Below are 15,247 nucleotides of genomic sequence, written 5' to 3'. Positions count from 1 at the left end.
TGCGGTGTCTGCAGACACCACCCGGCGGGACGACCCGGCGGCACTCACCGAAGCGAGGACGACCCCGCCGAACGGAGTGATGATGTCCCCGACCGTGCTGCGTCGCGTGCTCTCCCCCGCGGCGCTCGTCCGCCTCTTGCCGCCCTGGGTCGCCGTCGCGATCGCCCCGGCGCTCATGCCGTGGCTCGGCCACGCCCCGATCCCCGTCGTCATCGTCGCGCTGGTGGTGCTCGTCGCCGTGATCCTCGTCGCCGCGTTCGGCGTCGTCGAGCAGGCGGAACAGCTCGCCCATCGCCTCGGCGACCCGTACGGCACGCTGATCCTCACGCTCTCCGTCGTGATCATCGAAGTCGTGCTGATCGCCGCCGTCATGCTCGGTCCGGGCGAGCACACCACGATCGCGCGGGACTCCGTCGCGGCGGTGATGATGATCATCCTGAACCTCGTCGTCGGCGCCTGCCTGCTGATCGCGGGCCTGCGCCACCGTACGGTCGCCGCCCACAACCGGACGGGCACATCCGTCTACCTCGCGATGATCGGCGCCCTGGTGGTGGTCGCTTTCGTGCTGCCCGCGGCTCTCGGATCCGGGGGTGGGTACTCCCCCGCGCAGGCGATCATCTTCGCCGTCCTCACGGTGCTGACGTACGGCGTGTTCCTCTGGTTGCAGATGGGCCGTCAGGCGGCCGACTACCGCGATCCGGACCGCCCCGACGCCCCGACACGCACGGCCGATCGCGGACCCCGTTCCGAACTGTGGTGGCGCGCCGGTGTGCTCGTCGGCACGCTCGTGCCGATCGTCCTGCTCTCGCACGACATGGCCGGGCTCCTGGATCGCGTCCTGGACGCGGCGGGCGCGCCGGTCGCCCTGTCCGGACTGCTGATCGCGATCATCGTGTTCACGCCCGAGACGCTGACCTCGGTGCGTGCCGCGCTCCGCAACGAAACGCAGCGCGTGATCAACCTCAACCTCGGCGCCTTCGTCTCGACGGTGGGGCTCACCATTCCGTCCGTGCTGGTGATCGGCCTGCTCACCGGACAGCAGGTCATCCTCGCGCCGGACCCGGCGATGCTCGCGGTGATCATCGCGACCGTCGGGGTGTCCGCGGTGACCTTCCTCGTCCCGCGGGCGAGCGCGAGTCAGGGCGTCATCCACCTGGCGATGTTCGGAGTCTCGCTGGTCGTGCTGCTGGGCCTCTGAGACGACACAGGGCCGGTTCCCGAAGGAACCGGCCCTGTGCGGACGTGTCAGCGCGTCTGGTACGCCGGCGCCGCGCCGTGCGCGGCGTCACCGACCTTGTGCACGCGCAGGTCGTTCGTCGATCCGACGATTCCCGGAGGGGAACCGGAGATCACCACGACCTTGTCACCGATCTCGGCCATGCCGGCACCGAGAAGGTAGTCATCGACCTGACCGAACATCGCGTCGGTGTGGGTGACGACGTCGACGAGGTTCGCGCGGATGCCCCAGGTCAGCGCCAGTCGACGCTGGATGCCCGGCTCGGGCGTGAACGCCAGCATCGGGATCTGCGACCGCAGGCGCGACATCCGCCGAGCGGAGTCGCCGGACTGGGTGAACACGCAGAGGAACTTCGCCTCGACGAAGTCGGCGACCTCGGCCGCGGCGAGCGTGATCGCCCCACCCTGCGTCTTCGGCTTCTGCCCCAGCGGGGCGATGCGCTCGAGGCCATGGTCCTCGGTGGACTCGATGATGCGAGCCATGGTCTGCACCACGATCACCGGGTACTCGCCGACGCTGGTCTCACCGGAGAGCATGACCGCGTCCGCGCCGTCCAACACGGCGTTGGCGACGTCGCTCGTCTCAGCTCGCGTGGGAACCGGGCTCGAGATCATCGACTCCAGCATCTGCGTGGCGACGATGACCGGCTTGGCGTTGCGGCGGGCCAGCTCGACGGCGCGCTTCTGCACGATCGGCACGGCCTCCAGCGGCAGCTCGACCCCCAGGTCACCGCGGGCGACCATGATGCCGTCGAACGCGTCGACGATCTCCTCGAGCGCGGCCACGGCCTGCGGCTTCTCGATCTTGGCGATGGTCGGGATGAACCGACCCTCTTCCTTCATGATCTCGTGCACACGGGTGATGTCAGCGGCGTCGCGGACGAAGGACAGCGCGATCAGGTCAGCGCCGGCGCGCAGACCCCAACGCAGGTCCTCCTCGTCCTTCTCGCTCAGGGCGGGGACGTTCACGGCGACACCCGGCAGGTTGATGCCCTTGTTGTTGGACACCGTGCCGGCGACGATCACCTTGGTCGTCACGGTCACGCCGTCGGTCTCCACGACCTGGACACGCACCTTGCCGTCATCGATGAGCAGGTAATCGCCCGGCTTGACGTCCTGGGGCAGACCCTTGAACGTGGTACCGACGATCTCCTTCGTGCCCTCGATGTCCTCGGTGGTGATCTTGAAGATGTCGCCGACCTCGAGGTCGTGCGGGCCGTCGGCGAACCTGCCGAGTCGGATCTTCGGACCCTGCAGATCCACCAGCACTGCGACGGCCTTGCCGGCGTCGTCAGCGGCGCGGCGCACGTTGGCGACGTTCGCCTCGTGCACCGAATAATCGCCGTGGCTGAGGTTCAGCCGAGCGACGTCCACGCCCGCGTCGATGATGGCGCGAACCGTTTCGTAGGTGGATGTTGCGGGACCCAGAGTTGCGACGATTTTCGCGCGTCTCATTCCGTATGTGCTCCGGTTTCTGGGGATGGGATGGCCTGAGAGAGGGCCGTTGTCAGCCTACGCGGGCAGGACCGAGATGGCGACATCGCTCGCCTTGACCGGCGCGGGCAGGACAGTGCTTCCGGAGAGGAACTCGTCGACCTTGGCGGCCGCGGCGCGACCCTCCGCGATGGCCCAGACGATCAGCGACTGGCCACGACCGGCGTCACCGGCGACGAAGACGCCCGGGACGGGCGTGGCGAAGTCATCCTCGCGGACGAACGTCCCGCGCGCGGTGAACGGGGCGTCGATCTGCTCGTCGATGCCGGCCCGCTCCGGACCGGTGAAGCCCATCGCGATGAGCACGAGGTCGGCGGGGATCTCCCGCTCCGTGCCGCTGCGCGGAACCCGGCGGCCGTCGACGTACTCGGTCTCGGCGACACGCAGCGCGCGCACCTCACCGGCGTCGTTACTGAGGAACTCGACGGTGGAGGCCAGGAACACCCGCTCGCCGCCCTCCTCGTGAGCGCTGGAGACCTCGAACACGTGCGGGTCCATCGGCCACGGCTGGTGCTCGGGACGGGCGTCCTCCGGACGCCGGCCGATCGCCAGGTTCGTCACGCTGAGCGCGCCCTGGCGGTGTGCCGTGCCGATGCAGTCCGCTCCGGTGTCACCGCCGCCGATCACGATGACGTGCTTGCCCTCCGCCGTGATCTGGTTCGCGACCTCGTCGCCGGCGATCGCGCGGTTGGATTCGACCAGGTACTCCATCGCGAAGTGCACACCGGCGAGGTCCCGACCCGGGATGTCCAGGTCTCGCGGCACGGTGGAGCCGGTCGCGAGCACGATCGCGTCGTAGCGGTCCTGCAACTCCGGCCAGGTGATGTCCCGACCGATCTCGACACCGGCGCGGAAGCGCGTTCCCTCGTCGCGCATCTGGCGCAGGCGCAGGTCGAGCTGGTCCTTCTCCATCTTGAAGTCCGGGATGCCGTATCGCAGGAGCCCGCCGATGCGGTCGTCCCGCTCGAACACGGCCACGGTGTGACCGGCCCGGGTCAGCTGCTGTGCGGCGGCGAGTCCGGCCGGTCCGGAACCGACCACGGCGACCGTCTTGCCGGTCAGGCGGCTCGGCGGCTCCGGCTCGACCCAGCCGTTGGTCCAGGCGTCATCGATCGTGGCCTGCTCGATCTGCTTGATCGTCACGGCCGGCTGGTTGATGCTCAACACGCACGCGCTCTCGCACGGCGCCGGGCAGAGGCGTCCGGTGAACTCCGGGAAGTTGTTCGTCGCGTGCAGCCGCTCGATCGCCGCACGCCCCTCGCCACGCCACATCAGGTCGTTCCACTCCGGGATGAGGTTCCCGAGCGGGCAGCCGGTGTGGCAGAACGGGATGCCGCAGTCCATGCAGCGCCCGGCCTGGCGCTTCAGGACCGCGGCGTCACCCTTCTCGTAGACCTCTTTCCAGTCCATGATCCGGACCGGAACGGGGCGACGCTTCGGCGTCTCGCGGACGGTGGTCTTCAGGAAGCCCTGGGGATCAGCCATGGGTCACCTCCAGGATGCGGTGCCAGACGACGTCGCCATCGGGGTCGAGCCCCGTGTCGATCGCCTCCTGGCGGGTCTTCATGACGGCCGCGTAGTCACGCGGAACGACGCGGCTGAACTGCGGAGCCTCGTCGTGGAAGTTCGCCAGCAGCGAGGCGGCGCGGGTCGAACCGGTCTGCTCGACGTGGCGGTGCAGGAGATCGCGCAGGATCTCCCGGTCCCCCGCGCCGAGCGGCGCGATGTCCAACTCGCCCGAGCGCAGGGCGTCCTGGTTCACCAGTTCGCGACGGAGGCGATAGACGTACGCCGTGCCACCGGACATGCCGGCGCCGAAGTTGCGGCCGGTCGGACCGAGAATGACGGCCAGTCCCCCGGTCATGTACTCCAGCGCGTGGTCGCCGACGCCCTCGACGACCGCGGACGCACCCGAGTTGCGAACGAGGAACCGCTCGCCGACCACGCCGCGCAGGAACAGCGCGCCGCTCGTGGCGCCGTACCCGATGACGTTTCCGGCGATCACGTTGCGCGATGCATCGAAACGGGCACCCGGCACCGGCCGGACGACGACCGTGCCGCCGGACAGTCCCTTGCCGACGTAGTCGTTGGCGTCACCGGACAGCCGCAGCGTGATGCCGGACGGCAGGAACGCGCCGAGCGACTGCCCCGCCGAGCCGGTGAGGTTCACCACGATCGAGTCGGCCGGCAGGCCCTGCTCGCCCCGCGCCTTGGTCACCTGGTGGCCGAGCATGGTGCCGACGGCGCGCTCGGTGTTGCGGATCGGCAGGTCGATCTCGACCGTGCCCTCCCCGGCGATCGCCTCGCGGGAGCGGGCGATGAGCTCGACGTCGAAGTGCTCGTCCAGCTCGTGGTCCTGCTCGCGGGCGTGCTTGCGCGGGGCGTCCGCGGGCAGCTTCGCGGCGTACAGGATCGGATCGAGGTCCAGTCCCTCGCTCTTCCAGTGCCGGAGGGCATCGTCCACGTCCAGGAGTTCGGCGTGGCCGATGGCCTCCTCGATGCTGCGGAAGCCCAGCGCGGCCAAGTGCTCGCGCACCTCCTCCGCGATGAACTCCATGAAGTTCACGACGTACTCCGCCTTGCCGGTGAAGCGCTCGCGCAGCACGGGGTTCTGCGTCGCGACGCCGACCGGGCAGGTGTCCAGGTGGCACACGCGCATCATGACGCACCCGCTGACCACGAGCGGCGCGGTCGCGAAGCCGAATTCCTCGGCGCCGAGCAGCATGCCGATGATGACGTCGCGGCCGGTCTTCAGCTGTCCGTCCACCTGGACGACGACGCGGTCGCGCATGTCGTTGAGCATCAGGGTCTGCTGCGTCTCAGCCAGTCCCAGCTCCCAGGGGGTGCCGGCGTGCTTGAGCGAGTTCAGCGGGCTCGCGCCGGTGCCACCGTCGTGGCCCGACACCAGGATGACGTCGCTCAGCGCCTTCGCCACGCCGGCCGCCACCGCACCGATGCCGGACTGCGAGACCAGCTTGGTGTGGATGCGGGCGGACGGGTTCGCGCGCTTCAGGTCGAAGATCAGCTGCTTGAGATCCTCGATCGAGTAGATGTCGTGGTGCGGCGGGGGCGAGATGAGTCCGACACCGGGCGTGCCGCCACGGGTGCGGGCGACCCAGGGGTACACCTTCTGCGGCGGCAGCTGCCCACCCTCACCGGGCTTGGCGCCCTGAGCGAGCTTGATCTGGATGTCGTCCGCTTCGGTGAGATACAGGCTCGTGACGCCGAAGCGTCCGGACGCGACCTGCTTGATCGCGCTGCGGCGGGTCGGGTCGAGGAGGCGGTCGACGTCCTCGCCGCCCTCACCGGTGTTGGACTTGCCGCCGAGGCGGTTCATCGCGATGGCGAGGGTCTCGTGCGCCTCCTGCGAGATCGAGCCGTAGCTCATCGCACCGGTGGAGAAGCGCTTGACGATGGACGAGACGGGCTCGACCTCGCTCAACGGAACCGCCGGGCGCACGCCGGTGCGCAGGCGGAACATGCCGCGCAGGGTCTTCAGTTCGGTGGCCTGGTCGTCCACGAGTTTGGTGTACTCGCGGAACACGTCGTAGCGGCGGGTCCTCGTGGAGTGCTGCAGGCGGAACACCGTCTCCGGGTTGAACAGGTGCGGCGGGCCGCTGCGGCGCCACTGGTACTCGCCGCCGGTCCACAGCCGCTCGTGCGCGAGGGGTGCGGTGTCCTCCGGGTAGGCGTAGTCGTGGCGGACCTGGTTCTCCGCCTCGAGCTGCTCGAGCGTGACGCCGCCGAGCTTGGACTCGGTACCGGTGAAGAAGCGGTCGATGACGTCCTGGGACAGGCCGATCGCCTCGAACACCTGGGCGCCCGCGTAGGAACGGACGGTGGAGATGCCCATCTTGCTCATCACCTTGAGCACGCCCTTGCCGAGCGCGTAGATGAGGTTGCGGACGGCCTTCTCCTCGGTGACGCCCTCGACGTAGCCGGTGCGGACGAGGTATTCGACCGTCTCCATGGCGAGGTACGGGTTCACCGCGGACGCGCCGTAGCCGATCAGCGTCGCGACATGGTGCACCTCGCGCACGTCGCCGGCCTCGATGACCAGGCCCACCTTCATGCGGGTCTGCTTGCGGATGAGATGGTGGTGCACGGCCGCGGTCAGAAGCAGCGACGGGATCGGGACGAGGTCCTTGTTCGAATCGCGGTCGCTGAGGATGAGGAACTCCGCCCCCTGCGCGATCGCGGCGTCAACCTCGTCGTAGATCTCGGCGAGGCGCTTGCCGAGCGTGCCGGGGCCGGCGTCGAAGTGGTACAGGCCGCGGATCGTCGCGGACGAGCGGCCGGGCAGCGCCTTGTGGATGTGCTGGATCTTCGCGAGCTCATCGTTGTCGATGACCGGGAAGTCCAGCGTCACGCTGCGGGCGTGGTCCGGACCCCAGGTGAGGAGGTTCAGCTCCGGTCCGATGCCGATCCGCAGGCTCGTGACGACCTCTTCGCGGATGGAATCCAACGGCGGGTTGGTCACCTGCGCGAACTGCTGGGTGAAGTAGTCGAACAGCAGGCGGGGACGGTCGCTGAGGACGGCGATCGGGGTGTCCGAGCCCATCGCGCCGAGCGGCTCGGCGCCGGTGCGGGCCATCGGGGCGAGGAGGATCTTGATCTCCTCCTCCGTGTACCCGAAGGTGCGCTGGCGGCGGGTGATCGAGGCGACCGGGTGCACGATGTGCTCGCGCTCGGGGAGGTCGGCGAGGCGGACGGCGCCGTTCAGCCACTCCTCCCAGGGCTCCATCTCGGCCAGGTCGCTCTTGACCTCGTCATCCGGAATGATGCGCCGCTGCTCGGTGTCGATCAGGAGCATGCGGCCGGGCTGCAGACGGCCGCGGCGCTTGATGCGCTCCGGCTCGAACTCCAGCACGCCCGTCTCGGAACCGATCACGATCAGTCCGTCGCGGGTTTCGGTCCAGCGGCCGGGGCGCAGACCGTTGCGGTCCAGGGTGGCGCCGACCTGCGTGCCGTCGGTGAAGATCAGCGCGGCCGGACCGTCCCACGGCTCCATCTGCATCGCGTGGAACTCGTAGAACGCACGGAGCTTGGGGTCGATGTCGGACTGCTTCTCGTACGCCTCCGGGACCATCATCATGATCGCGTGCGGCAGGCTGCGTCCGGTCAGGGTCAGCAGCTCGAGGACCTCGTCGAACGATGCCGAATCGCTGGCGCCTTCGGTGCACACGGGCAGCAGCGGCGTCAGGTCGCCGAGCAGTTCGCTCTCCAGCTGGGACTGCCGGGCGCGCATCCAGTTGCGGTTGCCGCCGACCGTGTTGATCTCACCGTTGTGGGCCAGCATGCGCAGCGGCTGGGCGAGGGGCCAGGACGGGAACGTGTTCGTGGAGTAGCGGGAGTGGACGACGGCGAGCTTGGAGGCGAAGCGCTCGTCCTGCAGGTCCGGGTAGAACGGCTCCAGCTGGAGCGTCGTGACCATGCCCTTGTACCCGAGGGTGCGGGAGCTCAGGGAAACGAAATACGCGCCCAGCTGAGTGCGGGCGCGCGTGCGAAGTCGATAGGCGAGTCGGTCAAGGCCGACGCCGTGCATCGCCGGCGCGCCACCGATCGCCGGGCGGGACAGGAACAGCTGCTCGCACTGCGGGCGGGCGTCGTAGGCGAGCTTGCCGAGGTTCTCCGGCGCGGTCGGGACGATGCGCCAACCGAGGACGTCGAGGCCTTCGGCGGCCGCGAGCTTTTCGATGCCGGCCTTCTGCGCGGCGCGCTCGTCCTCCTCCAGCGGGAGGAATGCCATGCCGGCGACGTACTCGCCGACGGCCGGCAGGTCGAAGTCGACGACCTCGCGCAGGAACGCGTCGGGCATCTGCAGGAGAATGCCCGCGCCGTCGCCGGTGCCGGCGTCGGATCCGATGGCGCCGCGGTGCTCGAGGTTGCGCAGCGCCTCCAGGGCGAGGCTCACGATGTCGTGGCCGGCCTCACCGCGGAGGGTGGCGACCATCGCGAGGCCGCAGGCGTCCTTCTCGAAGGAGGGGTTGTACATGCCCTGGCGGTCGGGTGTTCCGCCGCCGGGGCTCAGAAGGCTCGAGGACAAGGCGTCGTCCCTCTCTCTGCTCGTGGGATCGGGACGACGTCGGCCCGCGGGAAGGGTGTGTGTCAGCCGGCCGTGGGTACGGAACCGGCACCGGCCGTGCTGGTGGCGGCTGACGTGCTCTCGTCATCGAGCGTGGCGGTTGGCTCGCTCAGATCGACGAAATCTTCGGGGGTGTCCTGCGAGGATACAACATCCTTGCGACCTCTCCCGTCCTGGTAGGGCGAGGGCTCCTGGCCGAGGTGGCGGCGCTGGACGATGAGGATCACGATGCCGATGACGACGCCGAAGATCGCAGACCAGACGTTGGTGCGCAGGCCCAGGATGATGTCGGACGGGTCGATGCGGATCGACTCCCAGACGATGCGTCCGGCGGAGTACCAGATCAGGTAGACCGCGAAGAGGCGCCCCCACTGCATGGAGAGCTTGCGGCCGAGCCACAGCAGCAGCACGACGCCGATGACGTTCCAGATGATCTCGTAGAGGAACGTCGGCTGGAACAGCGTCCCCTCGGCGAGGCCGGCAGGGAACGCCGGGTTGTCCTTCTCGATCTCCAGGCCCCACGGCAGGTCGGTCGGCAGACCGAACAGCTCGTGGTTGAAGTAGTTGCCGAGGCGGCCGAGCGCCTGGGCGAGCAGCATCCACGGGGCGATCGCGTCCGCGAAGGTCCAGAAGCGGATGCCCGTCCACTTGCAGCCGAGCCAGGCTCCGATGGCGCCGCCGATGAGCGCGCCGTAGATGGCGATGCCGCCCTCCCAGATCTTCGCCCACGCCCAGGGGTCGGTCTGTTCCGGACCGAAGTAGAAGCTGTAGTGGGTGAGGACGTGGAAGATCCGTGCGCAGATGATCGCGAGCGGCACCGCGATGAGGCAGATGTCGACGATCACCCACGGCTCCGCGCCCCGCTTGGTCAGCGTCCGGTTCGACATGATCACGGCGATGATGATGCCGAGGATGATGAACAGCGCGTAGAACTTGATCGAGATCCCGACGCCGAAGATCGAGAAGTCCCAGGAGTTGATCGGAGGACTCGGAATGCTCGCGAGCACGGTCGATGCGGAAAGCAGCATGGACTGAAGTCTACTTCCCCGGAGCCGAGGTCCATGACGGTGCTGTTCCGCTGCCTCCGTGTCGGTCGCGTGTGTTCCCTCGGTGCCCTGGGATCGTTCGCGGCGGGATGGTACTTCGTCCGGCGTTCCAGCGCGGTTGCGACTTTTCGCCTAGGACGGCACGGGTTCTGCGCATGGTTTCCTCGGTCCATCGGGGCGCGGGTCTCGAGGTGGTCGCCGCCGGTGCGCTGGGGTCCTGCGTGGCACGGCCGCGTTCGGCGCTTCGCGTTCCAGCGTGCGAGCGTATTTGGCTTAAGACCGTTTGGGGACAACTCGCCTCGCGTCGCCGTCTTGCGTTCCCGAAGCACCGTTCCCGCTCCGGCCGCCCGCACTCCGCTCGCTCCGTGCCCGGTCATTGGGCGAGCGTCAGCGAGACCGAACGCCGCGATGGGCATGGCGGACCCGACCACGGTCTGGGCAGAGCTCTCCCCGGACATCACGCACCCCGACTCGGGCGGGCGACGGCCCGAAGACCGGTGGGACGCCAGGTCTGGGTGGGGTCGATCCAGTCCGGTGGTCTGACCTCCGGAACGCCGTCGGTCATCCGGATCTGCCAGCCCATGCGTTCCAGGAACCGATGGTGGTGCCAGCAGATCAGCACCCCGTTGCCCACGTCGGTCTTGCCGCCGTTCGCCCACTCCTTCACGTGGTGGATTTCGCACCACCTCGCCGGGGTGTGGCATCCCGGGATGACGCAGGACCGGTCGCGGGCGATGATCACCCTCCGCTGGTCCGTGTTGAAGACCCGGTCGGCGACGGTGAGCTTGACGATCTTCCCGTTCACCGCGGACGTGAGGCGTTGAACCGTGCCGCAGCATCCGGCATGCTCGGCGGCCGCGAACGGGACGGGCACGTCGGTGCCGGTGCCGTCGGCTCCGGGGATCGACGCCCACCCTTCACCCGCGCGGACGGTGTCTTCGGTGGCGTGGATGACCAGCACCGGAGCATTGCCACCGTTCATCGGCAGATCCGGAGCTCCGGGGACCGCGGCGAGGATCGTGGCGAGGGCGTCGTGGTTGCGCTGCGCCATCGTTCGCACATCCGAGCTGTCATCATCGACTTCGTCGGATGGCCGGAACCTCACACCCGCCGGCTTGCCGTGCGGGTTGTTGATCGAATCCAGGAGCACGCAGAGGGCCCCGGCGGTTTCGACCATCAGGTTCCCGTGGATCGGGACGAGCCCGTTGCGCTTGACACCGATCCGAAGCGACCGGCCCGCATCGCACGTTCTTCCTCGAGCTCGGCGCCGGTGAGATCGAGCTCGGCGCCGAGACGGAGGGCCGCGTCGCGGAGGGTGTCGCACATCACCGGCGCACCCGTGGTCGTCGTGATGGCGGCGAGGATCTCGTCAATGTCCGCCAGCTCGGCGGAGTCAACCCGATCCCGGATCTCCCGCAGGGGCCTGGTCGCGGCCTCGAGACCGTCAACACCGATCGCACCCGACGTGAGTGCATCGCGGAGGGCAGGGAACTCGGCTGGCCGAACCTCGCCCGACGCGAGCGTGCGCTCCGGCTTGATGACAGCGGCGAGCCGGCTCCACCGCTTGACCGTGGTCGGTGCGGCACCGGTGGTGCGTTGCAGGACTTCGTTCGCGGAGCGGCAGTCGCTGGAAACGTCGAAGCGCTCCGCCGTGGCGGAGCGCTTCTCGATGACACCGGTGCTGACCACGAGCGTGGCTTCGACTTGCCGGTACAGGTCTCCGACCCCGGTCAGGAACCCGAGCATGTCGTCCCGTTCGGCGATGTCGAGGGTGTCGGAATCAAGGATGGAGCGGAGGTCGGCGACGGCGTGTGCCATCGTCTCCCGGGTCCGTTCCATCGTCGTGTTCATAACCCATATTTTACGCCGCACCGCCGACATTCGAAGGCGTATTCCCCAGGCTGTGTACGGATTCCGGACCTGTGGAGATGAGGTTTCTCTTACCTCGAGTCCGCCACGCATCTCACGCCGTTTCGTCTCGCTGGCGCTCGCTCAACGACCGGGAGCGGGCGGCTGGCGGCGCGGGAAGAGAGTGACGGAAACGGGGAACGCAAGACGGCGTCGGGAACGCGAGAATCCGCCGGGCAGTCTTAAGCCGAAAACCCAGCCCCCCTCAGCAGCTCGAGGCGCGGCAGGCAGCGAAGCACGCTTCTTCGTGCGCACCCGACCGAAGATCCCGAAGTCCGCGCGCCGATGGAAGAACGGAACCGCCCACAGAACCCGTGTCGTCATGAGCCGCTTGTCACCGCCGGCAGCCCGACGCGCCGCCGCGATCTGCCCGAGCACGCCTGAGGCATCGCGATCAGCTCGCCGGACAGTGCCCCGCTACGTCAGTCGCTGACGGTGCCCCCGCTGCGTCAGTCGCGGACGGTGCCGGCGGCGAGGGCGCGCGCGGTGTCCGCGAGCCCGGACAGGCCGCCGTCGCGCAGCGAACGCACCAGCGCCGTGCCGACGATGGCGCCGTCGGCGTACTCCAGCACGCCGTGCACCTGATCGGCGTTCGAGATGCCGATGCCGACACACGCGCGTCCGACGCCCGCGTCACGCAGGCGCGACACCAGCGTGCGCGCGGCGGCATCGAGCTCGGCACGCTCACCCGTGATGCCCATCGTGGACACGGTGTAGACGAAGCCGGTGGAGCTCTCCACCACCATGCGCAGACGCTCGTCAGTACTGGTCGGCGCGGCCAGGAACACGCGGTCAAGGCCCGTGCGCTTCGAGGCCGCGATCCACTCCTCCGCCGCTTCCGGCGTGATATCCGGCGTGATGAGTCCGGCGCCGCCCGCGGCGAGCAGGTCATCGGCGTAGCGGTCCACGCCGTACTGCAGCACCGGGTTCCAGTAGGTCATGACCAGGACCGGAACGTCGGTGCGCGCGGTGATCGCGCGAATCGCGGGGAAAAGGTCCTTCAGCCGGAAGCCGTTCGCCAGCGCCTGCTGGGTGGCCTCCTGGATGATCGGGCCGTCCATCACCGGGTCGGAGTACGGCGGACCGATCTCGAGGATGTCCGCGCCGCTGTCGGCGAGCGTCACCGCCGCCTCGACGAAGGTGTCGATATCGGGGTACCCGGCGGGCAGATAACCGACGAACGCACCGCGGCCCTCGGCCTCCGCCTTCGCGATGGCGGCCTCGACGCGGCTCATGCCTGCTCCCCCGCGTTGTCGTACAGATCGAAGTACCGCGCGGCGGTGTCCATGTCCTTATCGCCCCGACCGGACAGACACACGGCGATGAGCGCGTCCGGCCCGAGCTCCTTGCCGAGCCGGATCGCACCGGCGAGGGCGTGCGCGGACTCGATCGCAGGAATGATGCCCTCCGTGCGGCTCAACAGACGGAGGGCCTGCATCGCCTCGTCATCGGTCGCCGGAATGTACTCGGCACGCCCGATGGACGCGAGCCACGCGTGCTCGGGGCCGACGCCGGGGTAGTCCAGGCCCGCGGAGATCGAGTGCGACTCGATGGTCTGCCCGTCCTCGTCCTGCAGCACGAACGTCTTCGCGCCGTGCAGCACTCCGGGGCGTCCGCGCTCAATGGACGCGGCGTGCTTGGGCGTGTCCACGCCGTCACCGGCCGCCTCGACGCCGTACAGCTTCACGCCCTCGTCGTCCAGGAACGCGTCGAACATGCCGATGGCGTTGGACCCGCCACCGACGGCGGCGACGACGACGTCCGGCAGGCGGCCGACCTGGTCGAGCAGCTGCGCGCGCGCCTCCTCCGAGATGACCTTCTGGAAGTCGCGGACGAGCGCCGGGAACGGGTGCGGCCCCGCGGCGGTGCCGAAGATGTAGTTGGTGGTCTCGACGCTCGCGACCCAGTCGCGGTACGCGTCGTTGATGGCGTCCTTGAGCGTGCGCGAGCCGGTCTTCACGGCCACGACCTCGGCGCCGAGCAGCCGCATGCGCGCGACGTTCAGGGCCTGGCGCTCGGTGTCCACCTCGCCCATGTAGATCGTGCAGTCGAAGCCGAACAGGGCCGCCGCGGTCGCGGTCGCGACACCGTGCTGCCCCGCCCCGGTCTCCGCGATCACGCGGGTCTTGCCCAGCCGCTTGGTCAGCAGTGCCTGACCGAGCACGTTGTTGATCTTGTGCGAGCCGGTGTGGTTCAGGTCCTCGCGCTTGAGGAAGATCCGCGCTCCCCCGGCGTGCTCGGCGAACCGGGGCACTTCAGTGAGGATCGACGGGCGTCCGGCGTACGAGCTCAGTAGTCCCCGGTACTCGGCGTCGAACTCGGGATCGGCCATCGCCGATTCCCACACCGCGGTGAGCTCGTCGATCGCCGCGATGAGCGACTCGGGCATGTACCGCCCGCCGAACTCGCCGAAGAACGGACCGTGCTGATCACGCAGGCTCATGAGCCGGCCTCCAGATACGTCTGCAGCGTGGCGACCGGGTCCCCGGTCACCAGCGCTTCGCCGATGAGGACGACGTCCGCCCCGGCGTCGCGGTAGTGGCGCACGTCCTTCGGCGCCAGGACCGCCGATTCGGCGATCTTGATCACGCCGGCCGGAATGGTCGGTGCGAGGCGCCCGAACAGGTCCGGGTCCAGCTCGAACGTGCTGAGGTTGCGGGCGTTCACGCCGATGAGCTGCGCCTCCAGCGCCAGGGCACGGTCGAGCTCGGCGGCGTCGTGCGTTTCGATCAGCGGCGTCATGCCGAGCTCGAGCACGAGGTCGTACAGGCGCCGCAGCGTGTCGTCATCCAGCGCGGCGACGATCAGCAGCACGAGGTCGGCACCGGTCGCCCGCGCCTCCCACACCTGGTACTCGGTGGCGATGAAGTCCTTGCGCAGCAGCGGCAGATCCACGGCGGCGCGGACGGCGGCGAGGTCGTCCAGGCTGCCCTTGAACTTGCGCTGCTCGGTGAGCACGCTGATCGCCGATGCCCCACCGGTGCGGTAGAGCGACGCCTGGTGCGCGGGGTCCGGAATCGCGGCGAGGTCGCCGCGGGACGGCGACGCACGCTTGACCTCGGCGATGATCTTCACCCGCTCGGCGGGTGCCAGCGCGGCGAGGGCGTCCAGCGCCGGTGCACGATCCGCGGCGGCGGCCTGCACCGCGCTCAGCGGGCGCGTCAACTCGCGGGTGCGAGCGTCCTCGACAGCGCCGGCCGTGAGGTCGGCGAGGACCACGTCAGTGCTTCTTCGCGACGTACTTCGGGCCCTTGACACCGTAACCGGCCTTGGCCATCACGACGCCGACGATGAGCCCGACCACCACGAGAGCGGCGCACACCCAGACGAGGGCGGGGATGTTCATGGCGAAGAAGAGCGTGCCCAGCCCGATCGCGACGAGCATGATCACCACAGCGGTCCACGCCGCGGGCGAGTGTCCGTGGCCGGGGTCTGCGATGGGGTTGCTCATGGTGTCCTCCAGTAAGGCGTTCGGGGT

11 protein-coding genes are annotated in these 15,247 nt (G+C 69.0%); 1 reads left to right on the top strand and 10 read right to left on the bottom strand.

The annotated features are described in order from the left end of the window. Positions 1-4 precede the first annotated feature (4 nt). Positions 5-1,198, top strand: coding sequence for a calcium:proton antiporter (locus tag BN1193_RS05060; protein WP_230206410.1), 1,194 nt, complete (start codon positions 5-7; stop codon positions 1,196-1,198). A gap of 47 nt (positions 1,199-1,245) precedes the next feature. Here the strand turns inward: BN1193_RS05060 and pyk are convergent, their stop codons facing one another. The 10 genes from pyk to BN1193_RS05015 form a co-directional block, all read right to left on the bottom strand. Beyond that, positions 1,246-2,691: a pyruvate kinase gene (gene pyk / locus BN1193_RS05055; protein ID WP_040164422.1), complete on the bottom strand. Its 1,446-nt coding sequence runs from the start codon at positions 2,689-2,691 to the stop codon at positions 1,246-1,248. A gap of 57 nt (positions 2,692-2,748) precedes the next feature. Continuing rightward, positions 2,749-4,215 carry a glutamate synthase subunit beta gene (locus BN1193_RS05050; RefSeq protein ID WP_040164421.1) on the bottom strand — a complete coding sequence of 489 codons (1,467 nt, stop codon included), beginning with the start codon at positions 4,213-4,215 and terminating at the stop codon, positions 2,749-2,751. Next, positions 4,208-8,725, bottom strand: coding sequence for a glutamate synthase large subunit (gltB, locus tag BN1193_RS05045; RefSeq protein WP_052460437.1), 4,518 nt, complete (start codon positions 8,723-8,725; stop codon positions 4,208-4,210). The genes BN1193_RS05050 and gltB overlap by 8 nt, the downstream gene beginning before the upstream one ends. A 113-nt stretch (positions 8,726-8,838) precedes the next feature. Next, positions 8,839-9,843, bottom strand: coding sequence for a prolipoprotein diacylglyceryl transferase (gene lgt, locus BN1193_RS05040; RefSeq protein WP_040164420.1), 1,005 nt, complete (start codon positions 9,841-9,843; stop codon positions 8,839-8,841). A 475-nt stretch (positions 9,844-10,318) separates the two neighbouring features. Then, the gene (locus tag BN1193_RS05035; protein WP_230206424.1) at positions 10,319-11,083 is read right to left on the bottom strand and encodes an HNH endonuclease signature motif containing protein; all 765 of its coding nucleotides are present in this window, start codon (positions 11,081-11,083) and stop codon (positions 10,319-10,321) included. Further along, entirely contained in the window at positions 11,038-11,712 is a 675-nt protein-coding gene (locus tag BN1193_RS18250) for a hypothetical protein (protein ID WP_040164418.1), read from the bottom strand. Before BN1193_RS18250 ends, BN1193_RS05035 begins: the two co-directional genes overlap by 46 nt. Positions 11,713-12,218: 506 nt before the next feature. Then, positions 12,219-13,004: a tryptophan synthase subunit alpha gene (gene trpA / locus BN1193_RS05030; RefSeq protein ID WP_040164417.1), complete on the bottom strand. Its 786-nt coding sequence runs from the start codon at positions 13,002-13,004 to the stop codon at positions 12,219-12,221. Further along, positions 13,001-14,212: a tryptophan synthase subunit beta gene (trpB, locus tag BN1193_RS05025; protein WP_040164416.1), complete on the bottom strand. Its 1,212-nt coding sequence runs from the start codon at positions 14,210-14,212 to the stop codon at positions 13,001-13,003. Before trpB ends, trpA begins: the two co-directional genes overlap by 4 nt. Continuing rightward, positions 14,209-14,988, bottom strand: a complete 780-nt coding sequence (gene trpC / locus BN1193_RS05020) for an indole-3-glycerol phosphate synthase TrpC (protein WP_040164415.1) — start codon at positions 14,986-14,988, stop codon at positions 14,209-14,211. The genes trpB and trpC overlap by 4 nt, the downstream gene beginning before the upstream one ends. Before the next feature lies 1 nt (position 14,989). Further along, the gene (locus BN1193_RS05015; protein ID WP_040164414.1) at positions 14,990-15,220 is read right to left on the bottom strand and encodes a DUF6704 family protein; all 231 of its coding nucleotides are present in this window, start codon (positions 15,218-15,220) and stop codon (positions 14,990-14,992) included. Between the last annotated feature and the right edge of the window lie 27 nt (positions 15,221-15,247).

This window comes from Microbacterium gorillae (assembly GCF_000826185.2).
GTDB classification, from domain to species: domain Bacteria; phylum Actinomycetota; class Actinomycetes; order Actinomycetales; family Microbacteriaceae; genus Microbacterium; species Microbacterium gorillae.
The sequence above is the reverse complement of the archived record's forward strand: the minus strand, read 5'-3'. Positions and strand labels throughout refer to the sequence as shown.